Origin of the sequence: Phytopseudomonas daroniae (assembly GCF_004327285.1) — a bacterium.
In the GTDB taxonomy this organism is placed as follows: domain Bacteria; phylum Pseudomonadota; class Gammaproteobacteria; order Pseudomonadales; family Pseudomonadaceae; genus Aquipseudomonas; species Aquipseudomonas daroniae.
The window spans coordinates 32433-54242 of record NZ_QJUI01000021.1; the positions used below are offsets into that span (position 1 = coordinate 32433).

A 21810-nucleotide genomic window follows, 5' to 3' on the forward strand; every position below is an offset into this window, starting at 1 on the left:
GCGTCATCCACCCTACGGGGTGAACGGCCGCTTCCGCCTTTGAGCGACCACTCAGCCCAATCGATCGAATACGACATCTGATGTGTGACACTCGCCTTGCGGGCGAAGCGCTAGTGGCCGTTCAGCGCCGATCCGGCAGCGTCTTCTGCCTGAGGATATACAGGCTCACCAGTACGGCGCTGGTCAGCATGAACGCTCGCGCCCATATCAACGGAACCAGCCAGCAGGAAATGCCGATGCTCAGCCACATCAGGCCGATGGCGTAGACCTTGGCTTTGCGCGGAATGTCTTCACCATTCAGGTAGTCACGAATCCACGGGCCGAGGCGTGGATGTTCGACCAACCATAGATAGAAGCGCCGCGAGCTGCGCATGAAACAGGCGGCGGCCAGCAGCAGGAAGGGTGTGGTGGGCAGCACCGGCAGGAAGATGCCCAGCACACCCAGCGCTACGCTCAGCCAGCCGAGAGTCAGCAGGCTGTAGCGCAGCAGGGGGTTGCGGGTTTCGTAGGGTTCGCGCGCCATATCGATGGCGTCGCCATCAATGATGGCGAGGTTTGAGCAGCGCCGGTTTTTCGTCCGGGGCATTGCACAGCAGGAACAGCGCGGTGAGCAGCTCGGGGATCTGCTCGATCATGCTGTCGACCAGGTCGCGGTCACGGGCAATCTCGGCGAACTCCGGTTGCTCGTCGAACAGGCCCGAGCCGACCATGATCGGCAGCAGCAGCTCGCTGACCTCGTCTTCGGCGTCGTCGAACCACACGGCTTCGCGCAGGAACACGCCTTCCATGAAACCGATGCACCAGCCGCGCAGGTCGGAATCGTCCGGCTCGTCGCCCAGATCCAGGTCGCACGGTACTTCCGGCTCGTCGTCGCTGGCCAGTTGGCGGGCGATATGCGCCTGCAACTGGATCAGGGTGGCTTCGATGTCATCGCGCTCGGCATCGCTGCGGTAATGCGGCGGCTCGGAGAACAGGGCGTCGATCCACTCGCGCGCCTCGACCTTGTCCGGGCAGATGGAAAGGGCGGTCAGGTAACCGTGTGCAGCGACATAGTCCAGCGCTTCTTCGTGCAGATCATCGGCATCGAGGAAGGCTTGCAGACGGGACAGTTGCTCGGCGAAGGACATCGGTGGCTACCTTGAAGAAGTAAACGAGGCTGGATTCTAGTGCAGACCCACCAGCCCGGCCAGAGTTGCAGGCAAAACGGCGTGCTAAACGCTAAAAAACACATCGGTTCCCCGTCGCCGGGAGACACTTGCGTATAATGCCCCGCTTGATTCGGAGACCCTACATGCTCGAGCAGGCGCAACGCATCCTCAAAGACGTATTCGGCTATGACAGCTTCCGTGGCCGCCAGGGTGCGATCATCGAGCGTGTGGCCAGCGGCGGCGATGCGCTGGTGCTGATGCCGACCGGCGGCGGCAAGTCGCTGTGCTTCCAGGTGCCAGCGTTGCTGCGTGACGGGCTGGCCGTGGTGGTGTCACCGCTGATCGCGCTGATGGACGACCAGGTGGCGACCCTGGAAGAACTGGGCGTGGCCGCCGTGGCGTTGAACTCCACCCTGGAGGCCGATCAGCAGCGCGATATCGCCGAGCGTATTCGTCGCGGCGAGATCAAGATGCTCTACCTCGCCCCGGAAAGGCTGGTGCAGCCGCGCATGCTGGCCTTCCTGCAGCAGCTGCAGATCGCTCTGTTCGCCATCGACGAGGCCCACTGCGTGTCCCAGTGGGGGCATGATTTCCGTCCCGAGTACCTGCAACTGGGGCAGTTGGCCGAGCTGTTTCCCGACGTGCCGCGCATCGCCCTGACCGCGACCGCCGACATGCGTACCCGCGAGGAAATCGTCAATCGCCTGCATCTGCAGGACGCAGAGCGCTTCCTGTCCAGTTTCGACCGACCCAACATCTTCTACCGCATCGTGCCCAAGGAGCAGCCGCGCAAGCAGTTGCTGGCGTTTCTGGCCGCCCGCAAGGGGGATGCCGGCATTGTCTATTGCCTGTCGCGCAAGAAGGTCGAAGAGGTGGCGGCTTTTCTGTCCGAACAAGGCTTTCCGGCGTTGCCCTACCACGCCGGCTTGCCGTCGGAGCTGCGTGCTTACAACCAGAAGCGCTTCCTCAACGAGGAAGGCCTGATCATGGTGGCGACCATTGCATTCGGCATGGGCATCGACAAGCCCAACGTGCGCTTCGTCGCCCACCTGGATCTACCCAAGTCACTGGAAGCCTATTACCAGGAAACCGGACGTGCCGGCCGCGACGGTCTGCCTGCCGATGCCTGGATGGCCTACGGGCTGCAGGACATGATCTTCCTCAAGCAGATGCTGGCGAACTCCGAGGGTGACGAGCGCCACAAGCGCGTGGAGCAGCACAAGCTCGACGCCATGCTGGCGCTCTGCGAGGAAACCCGTTGCCGCCGCCAGGTGTTGTTGGCTTATTTCGACGAAGACATGCCACAGCCATGCGGGCACTGCGACAACTGCACCGACGGCGTGCAGACCTGGGATGCCACAGAGTCGGCGCGTCAGGCGCTGTCGGCGATCTACCGTAGCGGCCAGCGTTATGGCGTCGGTCACCTGGTGGACATTCTGCTCGGTCGCGACAACGAGAAAATGCGTGGGCTTGGCCACCAGCATCTATCCGTGTTCGGCGTTGGCAGCGCGCTCAGCGAAGGTGAGTGGCGTTCGCTGTTCCGTCAATTGGTGGCGCGTGGTCTGGCGGATGTCGATCTGGAAGGCTATGGCGGGCTACGCCTGTCCGACAGCTGCCGGCCGCTGTTGCGAGGCGAGGTGACGCTGCAGCTGCGCCGCGACCTCAAGCCGCAGCAGAGTGCCAAGGCTTCGGGCAGCCCGGCACGTCAGTTGGTGCGCGGCGACGAGCGCGAGCAGTGGGAAGCGCTGCGTGCCTTGCGCAAGCGCTTGGCCGAAGAGCATGCGGTGCCGCCTTACGTCATCTTCCCTGATGCCACGCTGCTGGAAATGCTGCGCAGCAAACCCACCACGCTGGCGGAAATGGCCCGCGTCAGCGGCGTGGGAGCGCGCAAGCTGGAGCGTTATGGCGATGCCTTCCTCGAAGTGCTGGCCGGTAACGAGACGCCGCAGCCGGTAGTGGACTTGCGCCATGAACTGGTCAGCCTGGCGCGCGCCGGCATGACGCCCGCGCAGATCGCCAATCAGCTCGGCTGTAGCCCGAAGAGCGCTTACTCACTGCTCGCCGAAGCAATCGCTGAGCAGCAGATTTCCCTCGAACAGGCTCTCGATCTGCCCGAAGAGCTGCTCGGTGAGATTCAGGATGCGTTTCTCGATGGCGAAGGTGAATTGCCGCCTGTGGCGCAAATCAGTCCGCTGTTCGTTGGGCGTGTGGAAGAGGGCGTGCTGCATTGTGTGCGTGCTGCCCTGCAAGCCGAATTCGAAGCCTGATCGGCGATTAGGGTCGCGCAACGGTCATGTGTCGGCCAGGGTGGCAGATGTGCCCGAGACGGCGAACGGGGTCATTGAATTGCAAGCCGCAAGCTTCAAGCTGCAAGACAGAAGCAAGAGCGATAGAGCGCTCCGAGCCGCTTTAAACTTGTCGCTTGAAGGGGGCGGCCATCCGCCTTGCAGGCCGTAGGGTGGATGACGCTCTTTTCATCCACCATTGCGATCACTAGGTTGGTGGACGGATCGGGCCGCGCAGGTGAAGCGTCGTCCACCCGAATGGCCGTTTGCGCCTTTAAGACCGTAGAATGTAGCCTGGATTAGCCGCAGGCGTAATCCGGGGCCGAAGGCCGTGATCCATGGTTCAACGCGGGTCACCGACCGGCCGCTACCGCCTTTGAGCAACCACTCATTTGATCTATGAATGTGGCACTAGCGCCACGACAGACACTTATCTCGCAACGACTGCAATCTTGCTCTCTGCCAAAAGCTATGGTTAGCTCGCTAATAATTAGTTTTTGACAATTCCAAGAGTGCCTACATGTCTCATTCCGATCAACACCGTTTTGCCATGCAGTTGGCCCAGCTGTCCCGCTCCTGGCGCGCCGAGCTGGATCGGCGGCTCGCCGGCCTGGGGCTGTCCCAGGCGCGCTGGCTGGTGCTGCTGCACATCGGCCGTTTCGCCGAATTGCCGACCCAGCGTGAGCTGGCCCAGAGCGTTGGCGTCGAAGGGCCGACCTTGGCGCGTCTGCTCGATAGCCTGGAGGCACAGGGGTTGGTCAGCCGTCAGGCGGTGCCCGAGGATCGCCGAGCCAAGAAAATCGCCTTGTGTCCGCCGGCCCTGCCGTTGATCGAGCAGATCGAAGCCATCTCCACGCAGGTTCGCGAGGAGCTTTTCGCCGGCATCGACGAGGACGATCTGCGCCTCTGCCAGCAGGTGCACGCGCGTATTCTGGGTAATCTGGAACGGCGCTGATGCAGGATCTGTCTCTTCTGCAGAGACGCTTTGGGCCACGCTATCCTCAGTATCTGCTGGGTGTGCTGATGCTCGGTAGCATGGCGATGATTCTGGCGTCGACTAGTATCAACGTGGCCCTGCCGGCGATCATGGCCGATTTCCGCATTGGTCGACCTCTCGCCCAGTGGCTGTCCACCGGGTTTCTCGCCGCAATGACCGCTGGCCTGCTGCTGTCGGCCTGGGCTCAGGCACGACTTGGCGCCCGCGCGACGGCGCAAGCCGGCCTCAGTCTGTTTATCGTGACTTCATTGCTCGCGCTGGTGGCAGATGCCGCCTGGCAATTGATTGCCCTGCGCATCATCCAGGGGCTGTGTGCCGGTATCGTCCAGCCGCTGGCGATGGTGCTGATCTTCCAGGTGTTCGCGGGTGGTGGCCGTGGTACCGCGCTGGGTGCCTACGGCCTGGGCGTGATGATCGCGCCGACGCTGGGGCCGACGATTGGTGGCTATCTGGTCGATGGTTTTGGCTGGTACGCGGTGTTCTGGCTGCCTCTGCCGATGTGCGTGCTGGCCATGTTCGCCGGGCAGTTTCTGATGCCCAGCGAGCGGCAACGGGATACACCGTTTCTCGACCTCTGGGCCTTTTGCCTGCTGTGCGTCGGGTTGTTCGCCTGGCTCGGTGCCCTGGCTGAGGCACAGCGCTTCGCCTGGAGTGAGCCGAGGGTCTGGCTGACTGGCCTGATCGGCACCTTGGCGGTAGTCGGCTTTCTGTTGCGCAGTCACTACAGCGCTCGTTCGTTGCTGCCGCTGGGGCTCTGGCGGCATGTCGGCTTTCGCAAGGCCAGTTGGGTAGCGCTCGCCCTGGGCATGGGCTTGTACGGCACCACCTACTTGATTCCCCTGCATGTGCAAACCATCGAAGGCTACAGCGCCGGTTGGGCTGGTTTGCTGTTGCTGCCCACGGGCGTTCTGATGGGCGTGGCGTCCTTTCTTGGCGGGTGGTTGAGCGACCGCTTGTCCACCGCCGTGCTGCTGGTCAGTGGGCTGCTTCTGCTGGCGTTCTCGTCATTCGGGCTCGGCTGGCTGGAGCCAGGCGCATCGTTCCTGGTGCTTTGTTGCTGGGCCTGCGTCGGCCGTATCGGGCTGGGTATCCTGCTGCCCGCGCTGAGCACCGGCGCGCTGGACATCCTGGATCGGGAGCAACTGGCTCACGGAGCGGGCGCCATTACCTTCGTACGTCAATTGGGTGGGGCATTCGGGGTCAATCTGCTGACCTTTTTCCTGGAGTGGCGTCATCGCCAGGAGGGTGGTGATTTCGCTGCCGAGGTAGTGGCCTTCCAGCAGAGTTTTCTGCTTATGGGTGTGCTGTTCGCATTGACCGTGTTTGCCGCTTGGAACATTCGGCCGTCACGACGTTGACGTTCTTCGCATGGCTAGCCAAATTTCTGGCTTTTGCGTATGATGGCTAATTGATGGCCTTCAAGTAGATCAAGCGGGCTGAACGCTCGCAACCCCTTGAATTATTACCACACTCACTACTCGGTGGGGCAAAGCGCGCTTGCCAATCAGCGCTGTGCCACGCCGCATTTTGCAGGACACCCGGCTCGGCTCCGGTTGCTGCAGCTACTTTTCGAGCGGAGTTATCGGGAGCTTTTATGACTCGTGTTCGTCACTTGCTGATCGGTCTGGCATCGGGTTCGGCATTATATTCGGGGCTGGCAGCAGCGCTGGGGCTGGGTGAGATAACCCTGAATTCGGCGCTCAATCAGCCGCTGAACGCCGAGATCGAGCTGCTGGCGGTCGGCGACGACATGAGTGCCTCGGATATCAAGATCGCTCTGGCTCCGGCCGATGCCTTCAATCTCGCTGGCGTCGATCGGCTTCACTTTCTCAATGACCTGCGTTTCAGCCCGGTTCTGCGCGGCGCCAACAGTGTCGTGCGGGTGATCTCCAACCAGCCTGTGCGCTAGCCCTACCTGAATTTCATCGTCGAGCTGAAGCGGCCGGGTGGGCAGTTGTTGCGCGAATATACGGTGCTGCTCGACCCGCCGACGTCCTCTTCCTACAACCGCCAGGCCACAGCGGTCGGCAATGAGCAGTTCACTTCCTACGCGCCACCGCGCCGTACACCTATCGCCAGCCGTGAGGAGCGTTATCAGGTCGCCAGCGGTGAGAGCCTGTGGACGATCGCTTCCAAGCTGCGTGTCGAGGGTAATCGGATCTCCCTGCAGGATCTGATGCTGGATATCCACGCGCTCAATCCGCAGGCTTTCAGCAACGGCGACATCCACCGCCTGCGCGCCGGGAGTTCGCTGCTGTTGCCGGATCATGCACGGATGCCGGAGGCTGCACCGAGTCAGCCTGTGGAGGCTGGCGCTGCACCACGTCCTGAAGCGCCTGCGGAAATCATCCCGGATACCGCGCCTCAACAGCCTGCCGAGCCGCAGGTGGAAGTCATCGCGCAGATCCGCCGTGTGGAAGATGAAGTGGCCAACCGCGCTGCCGAGAACCTGCAACTGCAGCGGGATCTGCTGGTGATGCAGAGCCAACTGCACGATCTGATGACGCGTATGGAAGCGCGTGACCAGCAGATTGCCCAGTTGCTGGAGCAGCTCGCCCAGCGCCCGGCTCTTGCCGCGTCTCCCGCAGAAAGTGCTGCGCCGCCCGCAGCCGTTCAGGAGCCCGTTGCAGCAGCCGCACAGCAGGCTGTCGCTGAAGGTTTCTGGAGCCTGTGGACTGTGCTGCTGTCATCGGTGCTGGCGCTGTTGGCTCTTGTACTGCTGCTGTTCAAGCGTAAGCGCAAGCCTGAACCCGACGCTGTTGCCGAGCCTGTGGTTGTCGCGCCGTCGCCGGTACGTTCACCGATTGTCGCACGAACCGAGCCGAACACCACCGACCCGTTGGAAGGCGCCAATATCTACATCGCCTATGGTCGTCTGGGGGAGGCCGTAACCGCATTGCGTCAGGCTTCCCTGGCCGACCCGCAACGACTGGATATTCGCTTCCGCCTGCTCGAAGTGCTGGCTCAACAGGGCAGCAGCGGCGCCTTCGCCGAAGAAGAAACGAAGCTGCGTCAGGCCGGTTTCGATGGCGTGCGCATCGATCAGCTCAAGGGCCGTTACTCGGCGCTGTTCGCGCTGCCGCTGGAAACGCCGGAGTCCTTCGATTCGCTGGTACCTCTGGAAGGCCTGGATGAACTGACACTCGAGTTGGACGATGTTCCTGCGCCGGAGCAGAAGAGTCAGGGCGACGATTCCCAACTGAACCTGGACAACCTGTCTCTGGACGCCGACTGGGATCTGCTCAGTCCTTTCGTGCCTGGGCGCAAGAAACGTGATGTCGAAGTCGAAAGCGCTCCTGCGCCGAGTGCCGAGCAGTCGACCGATATTCTCGGTCACGACGCCCGCAGCCCGTTCGCCAGCTCGATGTTGGTCGAGGAAGAAGGCCCCGAGGATGAATGGCTGGAGTTGGATCCGTTACCTGCGGATGCAGCCGATGGGCTCGACCGTTTCGTCGCCAACCACGAGAACCTGACCAGGCTCAATCTGGCGATGGCCTACATCGAACAGGATGATCTGGAGGCCGCCTGCGACGTCCTCAACGAAGTGCTCAGCGAAGGCGACGAGGAGGAGAAGCAGGAAGCTCGCGAGTTGCTTGCACGCATCGCCTGATCCTTCTTGCCCTCGAATGGTCTGGCGCTAATATGGTCGCCTCAGCCGTGGAGCCGTTTCATGACCCAGACCAAAGCCGAAGTGACCATCACCTATTGCACCCAGTGTCAGTGGCTGCTGCGCGCCGCCTGGTTGGCTCAGGAGCTGCTGTCCACCTTTGCCGACGATCTCGCCAGGGTGAGCCTGGAGCCGGCTACCGGCGGTACGTTCCGCATCCTGTGCAACGGCGTGCAGATCTGGGAACGCAAGACCGATGGCGGCTTTCCCGAAGCCAAGGTGCTCAAGCAGCGGGTGCGCGATCAGATCGACCCGGCCCGGGATCTGGGCCACAGTGATCGGCCTGCGGCAGGTTAGGGTCTGTTCCCGTTTCACGCACGGCCGCGCCGGAGCCAGTTTTTGCGCGAGGCAAGGCACGAGATGCGAAGTTTGGCGGGCCAAATGAGCCATCGAGTAACGCCGCATCGCACAAAAACTGGCCCGGCCCTTCGGGTTGCGCGGGAAATGACCTCCGCTGTCGTTGCAGGACTTGGCAAGGAAATGACCATTCCCTGCGTCCTGCGCCTAACCGGAGGCCATTTCTCGCTGCAACGCGGCTCGCGCTGAAACGGGAACAGACCCTAGGCAACCTTCGGCGCGTGGCTCGAATCGGCCTGCACGGCGCTCATGCACACTGCCAGGATGATCAGGCCTCCCCCGGCGAGCATGCCAAGGCTCGGAGCCTGGCTGAACAACAGCCAGGCGAAGCTGATGCCGTAGACCGGCTCCAGGGCGAAGATCAGCGCTGCGCTACGGGCCTTGACGACCCGCAGGCTGGCAACCAGCAGGCTGTGCGCCACGCCCGTGCAGAACACGCCGAGCAAAGCCAGCCATAGCCACTGTGGCGCGGCGAGACTCTGCAGGGTCGCACCGGCGAATGGCAGGGAGCAGGCCAGGGCCACGAGGTTCTGGCCCAGTGCAGCCTGAATCGGATCGACGCGTGACGCGACTAGGCGGCCAAGCAGCGACAGCAAGGCGAACAGCAACCCCGACAGAATGGCCCACAGCAGGCCCTGGGTATTGTCATCGCTTGGATCCAGGGCGGGTGCGACCATCAGCAGGCCGATACTGACCAGGGCGACCATCAGGTATTCGCCAGGCCGTGGGCGTTCGCCCAGTAGCAGAATTTCCAGCAGTACCGTGAAGGCCGGGAAGCTGGCGAACCCCAGGGTCGCGATGGCGACGCCGGACACTTGCACCGACTCGAAAAAGGTCAGCCAGTGAGCGCCGAGCAGCAGCCCTCCGAGTACCAGCCAGGGCAACTGGCGGCCCGCGATGCGTAGCGGTTTGCCAAGCACGACGAGAAACAGGCCCAGTGCGAGCACGGCAAACAGGGCGCGGCCGCTGACGATGGCAATAGGTGAGGTGTTTGCCAGTTCGCCGAATATGCCGGACAGGCCAAAGGCCAGTGCGCCCAGGTGCAGGCCAAGCAGTGCCTTGCGCGTGGTCATGCCAGGCGAGCGCCATTGGCTAGCGGCTTGTCGAAGCTGGCCAGCACGACCTTGCCGTCGCTGTCATAAGCGCCGGTGACCAGTACTTCGGAGCGTACGCCGGCGATGCGTTTGGCGGCGAAGTTGCAAACGCATAGCACTTGGCGCCCCAGCAGATCGTCGATGCTGTAATGGGCCGTGAGCTGTGCGCTGGAGGTTCGTGTGCCCAGCTCGCCGAGATCCACCTGCAGCACATAGGCAGGCTTCAGCGCTTTCTCGTTGGGGGCCGCGCTGATGATGGTGCCGACGCGCAGCTCGACGCGTTCGAAGTCCTGCCACTCGATGATCTGCATGCTATGCCTCCTGTTTTGGCCGCACTTTAACGGGGCCAAACAGGATGGGCTGTCGCAGGACTGGCGTTATTTGTCGCGAGGCTGGCGCTCGCGCAAAACCTTGGGCGTTTCGCCGAAATGCCGGGAGAGGGCAGCGGTAAAGGCGCTCTGCGAGGTGTAGCCGACCCGCGCGGCGATCTCGCCGACACTGAGGCGGCTGTTGTGCAGCAGCTGGCGGCCAAGGCGCAGGCGCTTGTCGCGTACGTAGGCCATGGGCGTAAACCCCGTCTCTTCGAGAAAACGATTGTGAAAGCGCGCGGTAGAAAGCCCGGCCAGGCTCGCCAGATCTGCCACCTGGATAGGGTGCGCGGCGTGCCGTTCGATGTAGGCATCGAGCGCCGTCAGCGGCAGGCCGGCGCAAGGGCGTACATGCGTTTCTGCATTGAGGCTGGCGAGTAGCAGAATCGCGCCCTGGCGGGCGATTAGCGGATCGTTGATCGAGCTGGCGGCAAGCCAGTTGACCAGGCCGTTTTGCGTCACCGACAGCTCGATTTTTTGCGGAGCTTCCAGCAGGCGGCGGCTGGCATCGGCATGGTTGCCCAGGTGATGTTCCAGCCAATTGCCAGCGGGCACGTCGAGCACCAGGCATTCGCTGCCGTTGCGACTGTCGCAGGCGTGGCGTGCACCCGCAGGCACTACGGCGAGGATCTGCCGGCTGATGCGGCTACCCAGACCCGCAACCTCGAACTGCAGATGGCCGCTCAGGCCGAAAACCAACTGGGCATGGTCGTGCTCGTGGCAGACGATGTCCTGATGGTAATGGCGCACTGACAAGAGCGATGACATGGCGGAACTCCTCGACGGATAGCGCCAGTTTACTCCTCGAAGCGGGTTCCTGGATGCCGGTAGTTGGAGAGGGGGCTGCGAAAACAGCGGTGTCAGTACCGCCCTGGCATCGCCGCTGTCATCGAATCGCCATGCCACGTTCACATTCATTTCACCGCTTTCGCGCAAGCTCGGCCGAAAATCTGCCGGAGATCGCCCGATGAGCATCGCACAACTGGTAAGGCCGAGCCGCAAGCAACGTGTCCGTACGCTGTGGATTTCCGATGTGCACCTGGGCACACGCGATAGTCAGGCCGAGCACCTGGCGGCCTTTCTCAAGCGTTATCAGGCCGAGCGCATCTATCTGGTGGGCGACATCATCGACGGCTGGAAGCTGCGCGGCGGCGTCTATTGGCCCCAGGCGCACACCAACGTGATCAGGCGCCTGCTGACCATGAGCAAGCGTGGCACCGAGGTGATCTACGTCACCGGCAACCACGACGAATTCCTGCGCCGCTATTCGAAACTGCTGCTTGGCAATATTCAACTGGTCGACGAGGCCGAGCACGTCACCGCGGATGGCCGACGCCTGTTGGTGATCCATGGCGATCAGTTCGATGTGATCACCCGCTATCACCGCTGGCTGGCGTTTCTCGGCGACTCGGCCTACACCTTCACCCTGGTGCTGAACCGCTGGCTCAACCACTGGCGGCGCCGTTACGGCTATGGCTACTGGTCGCTGTCCGCCTACCTCAAGCACAAGGTCAAGAGTGCGGTGAACTTCATCAGCGATTTCGAGGAAGCCATTACCCACGAGTGCAGTCGCCGTGGTTTCAACGGCGTGGTGTGCGGGCATATTCACCATGCCGAGATTCGCAAGCTGGGCGATGTCGAGTACCTCAATTGCGGTGACTGGGTCGAATCCTGCACCGCGCTGATCGAGCACCCGGACGGTAACATCGAGTTGTATCGCCTGGTCGACGAGCAAGAGCGGCTGGCACGATTGCAGGCGGACAAGGTCGCGGTCATCGAGCCGGCAGCATGAGGCTGCTGATCGTCACCGACACCTGGGCGCCGCAGGTCAATGGCGTGGTCACCAGCCTGCAGGCACTGGTCGGCGAATTGCGGGACATGGGGCATCATGTCGAAGCCCTCTCGCCTGGCGCATTTCGCTGTGTGCCCTGTCCGAGCTACCCGGAGATTCCCCTGGCGTGGAACCTCTGGCGGGTCGGCGCGGCCATCGAGGCGTTTGTTCCGGATTGCGTGCACCTGGCGACCGAAGGGCCGCTGGGTTGGGCCGCCCGGCGTTGGTTGCTGCGCCGGGGACTGGCCTTCTCCAGCGCCGTGCACACCCGTTTTCCCGAGTACCTGAAGGCCCGTTGCCCGTGGCTTCCTCTGGGATTGGGCTATGCCTATCTGCGTCTGTTTCATCGCCCTAGCCAGGCGGTGCTGGTGACTACCGAGCGATTGCGTACGGGACTCGCCGATCGGGGGCTTGAGCGCCTGGTGCTATGGCGTAAGGGCGTGAACACACGCTTGTTCGCACCCGAGACTCAGGCTTCGACGCCAGTGACGGCAGTGTTTCTGTACGTGGGCCGTATTGCGCCGGAGAAGAACCTGCAGGCGTTTCTCGATCTGGATCTGCCGGGCGAGAAATGGGTGGTCGGCGACGGGCCGCAGCGTCAGGCGCTGCAGCAAACCCATGGGCAAGTGAAGTTCTTTGGCTACCGGCATGGAGAGGAACTGGCCGAATTCTATCGCCGCGCCAGTGTGCTGGTGTTTCCCTCGCAGACCGATACCTATGGTTTGGTGATGCTGGAAGCCCAGGCCTGCGGAACGCCAGTGGCGGCCTTTGCCGTACCGGGGCCGCTGGATGTGGTGGTGCCGGGGGTGACCGGCGTGCTTGGTGACGATCTGCGCCAAGCCTGCCTGCCTGGCGGCGCTGGAGCTGGATCGGGCGCAGTGTGCGGAGGAGGCGGGACGGCAGTCCTGGCGCGCATCGGCCATCGAATTTCTGGCCCGTCAGCCACTGCTTAGCGGCGAACCGATGACCGCTGATTTACCGGGACGAGTCGCCCGCAGTTACTGAATGCCGAGCGAGGAGCGTCACATGATGATCTTGTCGCGCAGCTTCTCGGCAGCCTGCTGCAGGGCCTGGATGACCCGCTCCTTGTCGAAGTTCTGAATGCCATTGGTATCCAGGTACATGGAAAAGCCGGGCAGTTCATGCTCGAGGAAGGTGGAGCTGGCGCCCAGGTCACGGCGGAAGTCCACCACCTGGTAGATCTGCACCGGCCGGGTGAAGCCCTTGACGTTGATCTGGCCCTTGTCGCGGCACATGATCACGTCCTTGATCAGCGAGTAGGTCTCGTGGGAGATCAGGATCTCGCCGGACTCGGCGGCGCTTTCCAGTCGACTGGCGAGGTTCACGTCGCGACCGATGATGGTGTAGTCCATCCGCGTATCGGCACCGAAGTTGCCGACGGTGCAGTAACCGGTGTTGAGACCCATGCGGATCTCCAGGGGCTTGGTGATGCCCTGGGCACGCCAGTGCTGGCGCAGTACCTTCATGTGCTTGCGCATGGCGATGGCCATCGAGACGGCGGCCATGGCGTCCTTCTTGGCACCCTGGCTGCTTGGGTCGCCGAAGAACACCATCACGCTGTCGCCGATGAACTTGTCGATGGTGCCGCCGAACTTCATGCAGATCTTCGACATCTCGTTGAGATAGGTATTGAGCAGATCGGTAAGGGCTTCGGCTTCCAGCTCTTCGGACAGCTCGGTGAAACCGCGGATGTCGGAGAAGAACACCGTGAGCTTCTTGCGCTGGGTTTCCAGACGCACGTGTTTCTTGCCGCTGAAGATCGACTCCCACACCTGGGGCGACAGGTATTTGGCCAGGTTACGGGCCAGGCGTGCGGCCTTTTCCTGCTCACGCTTGATCTCGATACGCACCTGAGTCAGGCGTATGCCCTGCTGATGGACGAAGTATGCGTTGATGCAGATATACAGCATGGTGAATACGCTGCTGACCAAGGCCACCAGAGCCGGAGTTTCCGGCACCACGCGCAGATCGGTGAGCGAGGAGGTGAGCAGGGAGCCGCTGAAGGCCACCAGCAGCGCCAGGCCCATGTCGCGCAGGCCGCCCACGATCAGGGCGCTGAAGGTCAGGGTGAGCAGGCACATCAGGCTGGGGACTACCGAGAACCCCAACAGCACCGCGACGGCACCACAGTGCAGGGCATCGATGAACATCAGGGACATGACGGTACGGTGTGGCTGTTCATCCCTGAAGCGTTTGCTCAGCCAGTACGCCAGGTGCGGGTAGAGCAGGGCGTACGGCACCATCCACAGAATATCCTGGCTGAACACCTGGATATAGGTGCCGGCGGCGACGCTGGCGGCCACGGCAATGTAGGCCAGCACGCGCGAGTAATACTCGCGTGTGGGCAACGTTGGCAGTCCGCTTGGTGCGGATGAAAGAGTTGCATTCATTCGTTGCTGATGATCCCTGCCGAGAGTCCGACTGCATTACCGGACGCCAGTCTGGAAGCGGCGTGCGGGCGGAGCCAGCGGAAAAGCGGGATCATATACGCTGGGGCCAAGACCGGCAAAGCCGGAGTGCCATAAGACACCGAACGGTCATATTGACCCGCCTGCCGGTCTTTTCCGTGAGGACGCTTAAAAGCGGATTCGGCCGGTGAGGGCATCCTTGAGCATCACCCAATCGCCCATCAGCGAATAGAGCGGATACTGGAACGTGGCCGGGCGGTTGCGCTCGAAGACGAAGTGGCCCACCCAGGCGAAACCATAGCCGATGACCGGCAACGCCAGCAGCCAGACCCATTGCTGGCTGATCAATGTATAGCCCAGCACCACGAGTATCAGGAGGCTGCCAAGGTAATGCAGGCGCCGGCAGATCGGGTTGCTGTGTTCCTGCAGGTAGTAGGGATAGAACTCGGCGAAGGAGTGGAATCGCTCGTGGGGCTGGCTGTTCATCGACGGCTTCCTGTTGTTGTTATGTGAGGAAAGTATAGGGCGCTCGTGACGCCCGGTTGTCCTGTCAATGCCGCCAGAAAGCAGGCATCAGCAAGACCAGTACGGTGAGGATTTCCAGGCGCCCCAGCAGCATGCCCAGAGTCAGCAGCCACTTGGCCATATCCGGCAGGCTGGCGTAGGTGCCGGCCGGGCCGATTATCGGGCCCATGCCTGGGCCGACGCCGGCGACCGTGCTGGCAGCGCCGCTCAGCGCGGTGATCCAGTCCAGGCCGCACAAGGTCAGTGCCAGGGCCAGCAAGGCGATAGTGATGGTGAAGAAGAAGGAGAAGGTGAGAATCGAGCGGACGATGTCTTCATCCAGGCGGTGGCGGTTGTACTGCTGCTTGATCACCGCGCGGGGGTGCACCAGTTGCATCAGGTTGGCCTTGAGCAGAATGTAGGCGACCTGGAAACGGAAGATCTTCAAGCCACCGGCGGTGGAGCCGGAGCAGCCACCGATAAAGCCCAGGTAAAAGAACAGCATCCCGGCGAAACCGCCCCACAGCGAGTAATCGCCGAGCGCGAAACCGGTGGTGGTCATGATCGAGGTGGTGTTCACCGCCACGTGGCGCAGGGCATCGAGCCAGTGCAGATCGGTGGTCAGGTAGTACCAGGTGCCGAGAATCAGCCAGGTGCCCATGAGAATGGCGAGAAAACCGCGTACCTGCTGGTCGCCAAGCACCGCGCCGAAGTTGCCGCGCAGGGTCGAGACGTAGAGCACGAACGGCAGGCTGCCGAGGATCATCAACACCACGGCCATCCAGTGCACGGCCGGTTGCGTCCACTTGGCCAGGGACAGATCCGAGGTGGAGAAGCCGCCCGTGGAGATGGCCGACATGCTGTGATTGATGGCATCGAAGAGGCTCATGCCGGCCAGCCAGAAGCCCAGGCAGCCGAGCAGGCTGATGCCCAGGTAAGCCACCACCATGTACTTGGCCACCATGTGCGAGCGCGGCATGACCTTGTCGGAACGATCCGAGGACTCGGTCTGGAACAGGCGCATACCGCCGATGCGCAGCATCGGCAGAATGGCCACGGCCATGGCGATGAAGCCGATACCGCCCAGCCAGTGCAGCATGGAGCGCCAGATCAGGATGCCCGGTGACATGTTGTCCAGGCCGATCAGTACGGTAGCCCCGGTGGCGGTGATGCCCGACATGCTCTCGAAGAAGGAGTCGGTGTAACTCATGTGCTGGGTGAACATGAATGGCAGGGCGGCGAAGATGCACACCATCAGCCAGCTCGAGACCGTCAGCAGGTACATGTCGCGGGGGCGCAGATGAGCGTCCTTGGGGCGCCCGCGGACGATCATCGACAGCCCGGCGACAAAGGTGATCAGGCTCGACCAGATGAAGGGGCTCAGTTCAGATGCCCGATCGAAGGCTATCAGGGTCAGCATGGGGCCGGTCATGCCGATGGCCAGGGTGATCAGGAAGATGCCGTTGATGAACGCGATGAGTCTTAGGGTTGGCCAGGCCATCGGGTTTGTTCCGCGAAAAAGTGGCGCCATTCTACCTTTGCCGCCGGTGCTGTAAACCTGCCAGCCAGCCTGCTTTCATCGCCTTTCAGTGGGGCCTTTCAACGCTATGGCGGCGAATGGATTACGCCCTCAGGTAGTGGCCCTTGCCGCAATCGCATCGCTCCGAGGCGAACTGGTCGCTGCACGCGATCCCGTAGGAACCGGCTTGCTGGCGATTGGCGGCCGTGACGCAAATTTGCAGAACGGCCAACGCCGCATCGCCCGCAAGGCTAGTGTCGCGACAACGGTCATATGTCGGCCAGGATGGTCGATGTGCCCGAGGCGGCGAACGGGGTATCGTAATGTCGGATGGCAGCCATGTGGCGCAAGCGGACGGTCGTAGGATGGGTCGGGCCGCGCAGGTGAAACCCATCGGAAATTGATGGGTTTCACCCATCCTACGGGCTGTAGAACGTAGCCTGGATTAGCCGCAGGCGTAATCCGGGGCCGAAGGCCGTGATCCATGGTTCAACGCGAGTCACCGACCGGCTGCTTCCGCCTTTGAGCGACCACTCAGCCCAATCGCTCGGATACGACATTTGATGTGTGAGCCCCCCGCAGCTCCCGGTGCGGCGGATTCAGGTAGTACCGTAGCGTCGCGCTTTCGCGGCGATCGGAAGCCTTGGCTCATGCTTCGGTAGCTTGGCTGTTAGAATTCCGTTCTTTTTCCTGGAGGTGAGCCGATGGATGCCCTCGATGCGCTGATCAACCGTGTCTCCGTTCCCCGCCTGGTCGAGCCAGCGCCGACCGCCGCTCAGCGTGAACAGCTGTTTCGCGCCGCGTTGCGGGCGCCGGATCACGGGCAACTGCGCCCTTGGCGTTTCCTGACCATCGAAGGGGAAGCCCGGCATGCGTTGGGCAAGCTGTATGCCGAAGCGCTGGCTGCCAAGTCGGCCGAGGTGAGTGAGGAGGCCCTGGCCAAGGCGCGCAATATGCCATTGCGGGCTCCCTTGCTGGTGGTGGTCATCGCCCGCGTGCAGGAGCACCCGAAGGTGCCGGCTCAGGAGCAGGTGTTGGCTGCTGGTTGTGCCGCTCACGGCATTCTGCTCGCCGCCCATGCGCAGGGCATCGGTGCGGTGTGGCGCACGGGTGAGCTGTCCCACGATCGCCATGTCGATGCCGGTTTGGGGCTCGCTGCGAACGAGCGGATCGTTGGCTACCTCTATCTGGGTACGCCGGAGCGGGAGCTGCGTACGCCACCGCAGTTGGCCGTCGAGGATTATGTCAGCGCTTGGCCGGGCAACGCATAAAGTCCTGATTGGTCAATAAAAAACAGCAGTGGAAGCGAGAACCGTATGCCGCTCCCAACTGCCTGCGTTAAACAGGTATCTCCAGTGGCAGCACCAGTTTGGCGCTGAAGCCGCCGTCCGGGTGATTCTCCAGTTGCAGGCGGCCGCCATGGCGTTCTGCGGCTCGGCGGGCGATGGCCAGGCCCAGGCCGTGGCCCGCTGCGCTCTGCCCGGGGGCGCGGAAGAATGGCTCGCCGAGTTGCGCCAGATGCTGCTCGGCCACGCCAGGGCCGTGGTCGCGAACTTCCAGATACACCTCATCGGCGCGGCGTACGAAGTTCAGCTCGATGGGCTGCCCCTCGGGGTTGAAACGCAGTGCATTGCGCAGCAGGTTATCCAGCGCACGTTCGAGCATGGCCGGCCAGCCGTGCAGATGCATGCCCGGCTGTAGACTGACGTCCAGTTGCTGCGCGGGGTAGCTGAGCTTCACGTCCTCGCGCAGCTTGCCGGCCAATTGCGCCAGGTCGATGGGTTGCGCCGAGCCAGGTTCTGCGTCGAGGCGGGCGAGGGCGAGGATTTCGCTGATCAGGTCTTCCAGGCGGTCGCATTCACGGATCAGGCGTGGCCAGAGCTTCTCGCGTTCTGCGGGTTCGGCGCGCTCTGCCAGCGCCAGAGCGATGCGCAGCCGCGCGAGGGGCGAACGCAGCTCGTGGGAAACGTCGCGCAATAGCTGGCGCTGGCTACCGATCAGATCCTGCAAGCGCGCGCCCATGCGGTTGAAGTCGTTGGCCAGCACTCCCAGTTCGTCACGGCGATTGGCCAGGCGCGCCAGGCTGTTCTGCTGGTAGGCGGTCTGGCCGAGGTCATGTACGGCGCCGCGCAAACGATCAAGCGGGCGAGTGATGGACAGGGTCAACAGCAGGCTGAACAGGGTCAGTACCACCAGGGCGATGCCCAGGGCGCTCAACGGCCAGAGCAGGCTGCCGCGGTGCCAGGCATCCAGTTCCGGATGCGGAATGCGGTAGATGAACAGGTAGGTTTCGCCGCTCGATGGGCTGGTGTAGTCGGTGCTCAGGCGCCGCCAGGGCAAGCGTCGATCGCCCTCGTTGCGCTCTTCGAAGGCGGCTGCTCGTGCGGGAAAGGTGCCGCGCACCAGGGGCTGGCCATTTTCGGAAAGTACTTGGGTATCGATGCGAAAGCGTCGCTTGCGCATATCCAGTACATCCTGGGCTGCACGCACGCCTTGGCTTTCATAGGCCTGAACCCACTGTTCCGGCAGGCTTTGCAGCGCCGGGTGCTGGTTGAGAATCCAGGCGTCCTGATTAAGGGCGCGGCCGAGCAGCATGGACAAACCGGCTACCACGGCTATCGCCAGCCAGAAGCTGGCAAGGATACGCCAGAACAATGAGCGCACGAGAGCTCCTTGAGAAAGGGGCGGCCTCGTGCAGTCGCACGCGGCAGCTGGTTTGGACGGGTGAAACGGCGACACCCACGCAAGGGTGGGTGTCGGTTTTGGCGCTGGGTTCAGCTGGCTTTCTTCTGCTGGGATTTCCAGGTTTCAAAGGCTTCGCGGTCGGCCTTGCGCTCTTTCATCTTGGCGGCTTTTTCGTCGAAAGTCTTCTGCTGCTCCGGTGTCAGCAGGGCGCGGATGGCAGCCTGTTGCTTGTCACGGGACGCCTTGCGTTCGGTTTCCAGTGCGGTCTTTTCTGCGGCTGGCAGTTTGTCCAGGTAGCGCAGGGTCAGCTCGCGATCGTTCTTCATCTGCTCGCCCAGCAGTTTGCGTACCTGGCGCTGTTGATCCTTGCTCAGATCCAGTTCATGGAAGAACCGTGGGCCGTGATCACTGCCCGGGCGATGGTCGCCACCAGGGGCAGCCATTGCCAGCGTCGGCAGGGTCATGGCGAGGAGCAGGGCGGTCATGGTCTTGCGCATGGTGTATCTCCTTGTCTCGAAACCGGCCAGTTGCCGGATGTGCCCAGATTAGGGGTTTCAAGGTAAGGCGCAGTCAGCCAAGGTAAAGGCAGGGTAAAGAGAAACCGGGCTGTGTAAATCGCTCAGAACCTGTTCACGATCTGCTGCGTGTCGCCTGCAGACGTAACAGGTGCGACTGCAACAAGGCGGGAGCGGACGTAGGATGGGTGAAACCCATCGGCATATTGATGGGTTTCACCCATCCTACGAGCTGTTCATGATCTGTTGCGTGTCGCCTTCGTAGGGTGGACGACGCTTCATCCGTCCACCACCACGCGATCGCAATGGTGGATGAAAAAAGCGTCGGCTACGCGCCCCGATCCACCCTACGTCTGCTTTCGCCTTGTAGCGTCCTGTCAGGCTTCTGGCTCGGGAGACGTTGAACAGGCTCTCAGATTGCGTAGTAATAGCCGCGGCTGCGCAGGGCGATGATGCGTTGGCGGCCGTCCGGGTGCGGGCCGATCTTCTTGCGCAGGTTGCTGACGTGCATGTCCAGGCTGCGGTCATAGAGGGTCAGCTTGCGGCCAAGAGCCAACTGCGCCAGCACCTGCTTGTCCACCGGCTCGCCGGGCTGCTTGAGCAGGGCTTCCAGCACACGGCTTTCGGACAGCGTGAGGACGATTTCCTGGCCATCCTCGCCAAGCGCAACCACGCCGCGTGCCGAACTGAAGCGCAGGTCGCCCAGTTCCAGCTGGCTCGAGGTTGCCGGTGGCAGGCTGCGGCGCAGCACGGCGCGCAGGCGGGCGGTCAGCTCGCGAGGGTCGCAGGGTTTGGCCAGGTAATCGTCGGCGCCCAGTTCCAGGCCGAGAATCCGATCCAGCGGCTCGCCGCGGGCGGACAGCATCAGCACCGGTAGCTCCGGGTGCTCGCTGCGCAGCTGTTTGAGCACCTCCAGGCCACTGCCGTCGGGCAGCATCACGTCCAGCACCACGGCATCGGGGGCATTTTGCGCGAGCGCCTGGCGGGCGCTCTGGCCATCGTGGCAGGCGGTGACCTGAAAACCTTCCTGGGTCAGCCAACTGGCCAACAGATCACAGAGTTCGACATCGTCGTCGATCAGCAGCAGATTGCTCATGGTAAGAGGTGAAGATTCCCGATCAGACTGCCTTTCAAGGCAGCACGTGTTTGAACGGCTTGACCACCACTTCGGCGTAAACGCCGGCATCGCGGTAAGGATCGGCATCGGCCCAGGTCTTCGCTGCATCCAGCGACTCGAACTCGGCGACGATCAGGCTGCCGCTGAAACCTGCCGGGCCTGGATCGTTGCTGTCGACGGCCGGGTTCGGGCCGGCGAGAATCAGCCGTCCTTCGGTTTTCAGTTTTTCCAGGCGTGCCAGATGGGCTGGGCGTACGGAGAGACGACGTTCCAGGGAGTTTTCCACGTCGGTGGCGATGATGGCGTAGAGCATGTCGATCCTTGTGTTCGGAAACATCGGGAGGGAAGGCTGTGCAGTGCCAGCAAGAATCCGCGAGCCGGGGCATAATAACAAACATGAATCCTCGGGAAAGTGCCCCTTATGCAGGTTGATCTCCATTGTCACAGCACCGCCTCGGATGGCGCCTTGCCGCCTGCCGAAGTGGTCGCCCGCGCGCACGGGCGTGGTGTTCAAATGCTGGCGCTGACCGATCACGACACCCTCGAAGGGCTCGACGAGGCCAGCGCTGCGGCTAAAACGTTGGGGATGCGGTTGGTCAATGGCATCGAGCTGTCCTGCACCTGGGGCGGTGCGACCATCCATGTGCTCGGCTATGCCTTCGACAGTGATGCGCCAGCATTGCGCCAGGTGATTGCCGACCTGCACCAGGGCCGCTGGCTGCGCGCCGAGGAGATATCCCGGCGCCTGGCGCTCAAGGGCATGGACGGTGCACTGGAAGGCGCGCGTGCCATTCAGCAGGCCCAGGGCGAGAGCGGTAACGCGCCGGCGCGACCGCATTTCGCCGAGTTCCTGGTGCGCGGCGGCTACGTCAAGGATCGCGCCGATGCGTTTCGCAAGTGGCTGGGTTCCGGCAAGCTGGGCGACGTCAAGCAGCACTGGCCAACGTTAGATGAAACGCTCGAGACCCTGCGCCAGTCCAACGCGTGGATCAGCCTGGCTCATCCGTGGCAGTACGATTTCACCCGCAGCAAGCGGCGCAAGCTGGTGACAGCCTTTGCGGCGGCTGGTGGCCATGCGTTGGAAGTGGTCAACGGTATGCAGCCTGCGGAGCAGGTCGGTGGCCTGGCGATCCTCGCGCGCGAGTTCGGTTTGCTGGCCAGCGTCGGCAGCGATTTTCACGCGCCGGGCGATTGGTCGGAGCTGGGACTGTACCGACCGTTGCCTGATGATCTGTCACCCATCTGGACGCGGTTCGCCTGTTCCCCGTCTGCCGATGCCGTTTGAGAGCCCCTA

20 protein-coding genes and 2 pseudogenes are annotated in these 21810 nt (G+C 62.7%); 10 read left to right on the forward strand and 12 right to left on the reverse strand.

The window, feature by feature from the left end; translation table 11 throughout:
* Positions 1-121: 121 nt before the first annotated feature.
* Together DNK06_RS20645 and DNK06_RS20650 are read right to left on the reverse strand one after the other, a co-directional pair.
* A complete protein-coding gene (locus tag DNK06_RS20645; protein ID WP_131181871.1) occupies positions 122-523 on the reverse strand; it encodes a YbaN family protein in 402 nt (133 codons plus the stop codon).
* Between the two features lie 16 nt (positions 524-539).
* Complete coding sequence (locus tag DNK06_RS20650) at positions 540-1127, reverse strand: UPF0149 family protein (RefSeq protein ID WP_131181872.1); 588 nt, start codon at positions 1125-1127, stop codon at positions 540-542.
* A 164-nt stretch (positions 1128-1291) separates the two neighbouring features.
* Here DNK06_RS20650 and recQ point away from each other — a divergent pair, with 164 nt between their 5' ends.
* The 6 genes and pseudogenes from recQ to DNK06_RS20675 all read left to right on the forward strand — a co-directional run bounded on the left by recQ (position 1292) and on the right by DNK06_RS20675 (position 8394).
* A complete protein-coding gene (recQ, locus tag DNK06_RS20655) occupies positions 1292-3415 on the forward strand; it encodes a DNA helicase RecQ (RefSeq protein ID WP_131181873.1) in 2124 nt (707 codons plus the stop codon).
* A 538-nt stretch (positions 3416-3953) separates the two neighbouring features.
* The gene (locus DNK06_RS20660; RefSeq protein ID WP_131181874.1) at positions 3954-4388 is read left to right on the forward strand and encodes a MarR family transcriptional regulator; all 435 of its coding nucleotides are present in this window, start codon (positions 3954-3956) and stop codon (positions 4386-4388) included.
* A complete protein-coding gene (locus DNK06_RS20665; protein ID WP_131181875.1) occupies positions 4388-5788 on the forward strand; it encodes a DHA2 family efflux MFS transporter permease subunit in 1401 nt (466 codons plus the stop codon). Before DNK06_RS20660 ends, DNK06_RS20665 begins: the two co-directional genes overlap by 1 nt.
* Before the next feature lie 236 nt (positions 5789-6024).
* Positions 6025-6717: pseudogene (locus DNK06_RS25570) on the forward strand (type IV pilus assembly protein FimV); the annotation flags it as partial.
* A gap of 1077 nt (positions 6718-7794) precedes the next feature.
* Positions 7795-8040: a FimV/HubP family polar landmark protein gene (locus DNK06_RS25575; RefSeq protein WP_458693029.1), complete on the forward strand. Its 246-nt coding sequence runs from the start codon at positions 7795-7797 to the stop codon at positions 8038-8040.
* A gap of 60 nt (positions 8041-8100) precedes the next feature.
* Positions 8101-8394 carry an Rdx family protein gene (locus DNK06_RS20675; RefSeq protein WP_131181876.1) on the forward strand — a complete coding sequence of 98 codons (294 nt, stop codon included), beginning with the start codon at positions 8101-8103 and terminating at the stop codon, positions 8392-8394.
* A gap of 263 nt (positions 8395-8657) precedes the next feature.
* Here the strand turns inward: DNK06_RS20675 and DNK06_RS20685 are convergent, their stop codons facing one another.
* The 3 genes from DNK06_RS20685 to DNK06_RS20695 form a co-directional block, all read right to left on the reverse strand.
* Positions 8658-9527, reverse strand: a complete 870-nt coding sequence (locus tag DNK06_RS20685; protein WP_131181878.1) for a DMT family transporter — start codon at positions 9525-9527, stop codon at positions 8658-8660.
* Complete coding sequence (locus DNK06_RS20690; protein WP_131181879.1) at positions 9524-9859, reverse strand: tRNA-binding protein; 336 nt, start codon at positions 9857-9859, stop codon at positions 9524-9526. The genes DNK06_RS20685 and DNK06_RS20690 overlap by 4 nt, the downstream gene beginning before the upstream one ends.
* A 66-nt stretch (positions 9860-9925) precedes the next feature.
* Positions 9926-10684: a helix-turn-helix transcriptional regulator gene (locus DNK06_RS20695; RefSeq protein ID WP_131181880.1), complete on the reverse strand. Its 759-nt coding sequence runs from the start codon at positions 10682-10684 to the stop codon at positions 9926-9928.
* A gap of 199 nt (positions 10685-10883) precedes the next feature.
* Between DNK06_RS20695 and DNK06_RS20700 the strand changes: the two genes are divergently transcribed.
* Together DNK06_RS20700 and DNK06_RS20705 are read left to right on the forward strand one after the other, a co-directional pair.
* Positions 10884-11708 carry a UDP-2,3-diacylglucosamine diphosphatase gene (locus DNK06_RS20700; protein WP_131181881.1) on the forward strand — a complete coding sequence of 275 codons (825 nt, stop codon included), beginning with the start codon at positions 10884-10886 and terminating at the stop codon, positions 11706-11708.
* Positions 11705-12752, forward strand: a pseudogene (locus DNK06_RS20705) (glycosyltransferase family 4 protein). Before DNK06_RS20700 ends, DNK06_RS20705 begins: the two are co-directional and overlap by 4 nt.
* A gap of 17 nt (positions 12753-12769) precedes the next feature.
* Here the strand turns inward: DNK06_RS20705 and DNK06_RS20710 are convergent.
* The 3 genes from DNK06_RS20710 to DNK06_RS20720 form a co-directional block, all read right to left on the reverse strand.
* Positions 12770-14158 carry an adenylate/guanylate cyclase domain-containing protein gene (locus tag DNK06_RS20710; RefSeq protein WP_131181882.1) on the reverse strand — a complete coding sequence of 463 codons (1389 nt, stop codon included), beginning with the start codon at positions 14156-14158 and terminating at the stop codon, positions 12770-12772.
* Between the two features lie 186 nt (positions 14159-14344).
* Complete coding sequence (locus tag DNK06_RS20715; RefSeq protein ID WP_131181883.1) at positions 14345-14662, reverse strand: Mpo1-like protein; 318 nt, start codon at positions 14660-14662, stop codon at positions 14345-14347.
* 64 nt (positions 14663-14726) lie between these two features.
* On the reverse strand, positions 14727-16181 hold the full coding sequence (locus DNK06_RS20720; RefSeq protein WP_131181884.1) for a TrkH family potassium uptake protein: 1455 nt from the start codon (positions 16179-16181) through the stop codon (positions 14727-14729).
* Positions 16182-16903: 722 nt separating this feature from the next.
* On the opposite strand from DNK06_RS20720, the gene DNK06_RS20725 reads away from it, so the two are divergent.
* Complete coding sequence (locus DNK06_RS20725; protein ID WP_131181885.1) at positions 16904-17470, forward strand: NAD(P)H nitroreductase; 567 nt, start codon at positions 16904-16906, stop codon at positions 17468-17470.
* 67 nt (positions 17471-17537) lie between these two features.
* Here the strand turns inward: DNK06_RS20725 and DNK06_RS20730 are convergent, their stop codons facing one another.
* From DNK06_RS20730 to DNK06_RS20745, 4 genes are all read right to left on the reverse strand, one after another.
* Entirely contained in the window at positions 17538-18863 is a 1326-nt protein-coding gene (locus tag DNK06_RS20730; RefSeq protein WP_131181886.1) for a sensor histidine kinase, read from the reverse strand.
* Between the two features lie 110 nt (positions 18864-18973).
* Positions 18974-19381, reverse strand: a complete 408-nt coding sequence (locus DNK06_RS20735) for a Spy/CpxP family protein refolding chaperone (protein ID WP_131181887.1) — start codon at positions 19379-19381, stop codon at positions 18974-18976.
* 430 nt (positions 19382-19811) lie between these two features.
* Positions 19812-20495 carry a response regulator transcription factor gene (locus DNK06_RS20740; RefSeq protein WP_131181888.1) on the reverse strand — a complete coding sequence of 228 codons (684 nt, stop codon included), beginning with the start codon at positions 20493-20495 and terminating at the stop codon, positions 19812-19814.
* Between the two features lie 34 nt (positions 20496-20529).
* A complete protein-coding gene (locus tag DNK06_RS20745; protein ID WP_131181889.1) occupies positions 20530-20829 on the reverse strand; it encodes a YciI family protein in 300 nt (99 codons plus the stop codon).
* 108 nt (positions 20830-20937) lie between these two features.
* On the opposite strand from DNK06_RS20745, the gene DNK06_RS20750 reads away from it, so the two are divergent.
* Positions 20938-21801: a PHP domain-containing protein gene (locus DNK06_RS20750; RefSeq protein WP_131181890.1), complete on the forward strand. Its 864-nt coding sequence runs from the start codon at positions 20938-20940 to the stop codon at positions 21799-21801.
* Positions 21802-21810 lie beyond the last annotated feature (9 nt).